This is a genomic window from Bradyrhizobium sp. Gha, assembly GCF_900113735.1.
Lineage (GTDB): Bacteria > Pseudomonadota > Alphaproteobacteria > Rhizobiales > Xanthobacteraceae > Bradyrhizobium.
Window position 1 is genome coordinate 1 of sequence record NZ_FOQM01000088.1, and the last position, 1,773, is coordinate 1,773.

Genomic DNA, 1,773 nt, shown 5'->3' on the forward strand with positions numbered 1-1,773 from the left:
CGACAACAACGACTGACGCTCCGCATCGCGGATGAAACGGGTAGAGGATCTCAATCTCGGATCCTAGACACCGGCATTATGACGCTGGTTCGCCCGGCGGCGGAAAGAGCCACTTGGCGGCAGCGATCGGCCTGGCCCTCATCGAGAACGGATGGCGCGTCCTCTTCACCCGGACCACCGATCTCGTGCAGAAGCTCCAGCTGGCGCGACGCGAGCTCAACCTCGAGGCGGCCATCAATCGTCTCGATCGCTTCGATCTCCTGATCCTAGATGATCTCGCTTACGTCACCAAGGATCAGGCCGAGACCAGCGTGCTGTTCGAGCTCATCAGCGCTCGCTACGAGCGCCGCTCGATGCTGATCACCGCCAATCAGCCATTCGGCGAATGGAACAGGGTCTTCCCGGACCCCGCCATGACCCTCGCCGCTATCGATCGCCTCGTTCACCACGCCACCATCGTCGAGATGAACGTCGAGAGCTATCGCAGACGGACCGCCCTCGAACGAAAACGCGGTCCAGGACGGCCGCCATCGCACGCGACACCCAAAACCGTCGCTGATTGACGCTGCGCGACAATCAGAGTTCAACAAAACTCTTGCGCGCGACAATCATCGCGGCAATCATCATCAGGCCGCGACACTGCCTCGCCATCCTGTTTGCCGCGCACTTCCCACCCAGATTGCCGCGCTACATCTCTCGCTTCGACAATCCCCGACAGTTGATGGCCTTTCTCGGCCTCGTGCCGTCGGAGCATTCGAGCGGCGCCACCATCCGACGCGGCGGCATCACCAAGGCTGGCAACGCTCTGGCCAGGCGGGCTCTGATCGAGGGGGCATGGACCTATCGCATGCAAGCCCGCGTCAGTCGCAAGCTCCATGACCGTAACGAGCGCCTGCCTCAAGCTATCCGCGATATCGCCTGGAAGGCCCAGGTCAGGCTGTGCGTCCGCTATCGCCGCTTGTCGGCGGCCGGCAAACCCAAGGTGATCGTCACCACCGCCATTGCACGCGAGATGGTCGGCTTCCTGTGGGCGATCACTCGTCAAGTACAACTCGGGCCGGCCGCCTGAAGAGCGCTGCTCGACCATATCGGTGCCCAGGGCAGGAGGCAGGGCGCGGTGGGGAATCCTCGTGGCCTGTTATGAGCCGGCATTGCCGACGCTCGCCCCTTAGACCGAGGCAGCCCCAAGACGAAACCACGGTCATGCGGTACCCAACCCGCGCATGAGAGCTTGATCAACCGTCGTCTTTGGCCCTGCCTCCTACCGTGGGCACCTTCGAAGTCCAGCGTTCGGGCGCTCAGCCGGAAGCGGCCTCCGCTTGATCGAGTCCCTTGACAGCAAACATGAGAGCAGGCTGTTGAAGAACTCAGCCGCGTTCGCAAACGAAGCCTGAATCGTCGCCGTTATGTTCACGAACAGCCGCGCCGATCGATAGAGTTCAGCCAGCAGCTTGGCCGCTTCCAGGCCCTCGAACCGACGATAGCCGACTACGACGGCGCCGTTCTTCTGCTCGACGAACGCCTGGTCATTTTTTCGGTAGGGCCGGCAACCCGTGAAGACGATGTTGGCCGCCTCGCAGCAGGGTTTCAGCGTCTCGTTTATGAACACCGTATCATTGTCAGTATCGAAGCCGAGCAGCGCAAAAGGCAATTGTTTGCGCAATTCCGTCAGCACCGCGCTCAACAGCGTCCGTTCGCGCACGATCAGAGGAGCGCACTCCGTCCAGCCGGTAGCAATGTCGGTGAGCACGAGGGTCTGGATGAAGCTGCCGC

Annotated in this window: 3 pseudogenes; 2 read left to right on the plus strand and 1 reads right to left on the minus strand. The window is 61.9% G+C overall.

The annotated features are described in order from the left end of the window. Positions 1 to 86: 86 nt before the first annotated feature. Positions 87 to 563 (plus strand): annotated as a pseudogene (locus BM222_RS39640) (ATP-binding protein); the annotation flags it as partial. Positions 564 to 691: 128 nt separating this feature from the next. Continuing rightward, positions 692 to 1,069 (plus strand): annotated as a pseudogene (locus BM222_RS39645) (transposase); the annotation flags it as partial. A 339-nt stretch (positions 1,070 to 1,408) separates the two neighbouring features. Here BM222_RS39645 and BM222_RS39650 read toward each other — a convergent pair. Next, a pseudogene (locus BM222_RS39650) lies at positions 1,409 to 1,773 on the minus strand (ISNCY family transposase); the annotation flags it as partial.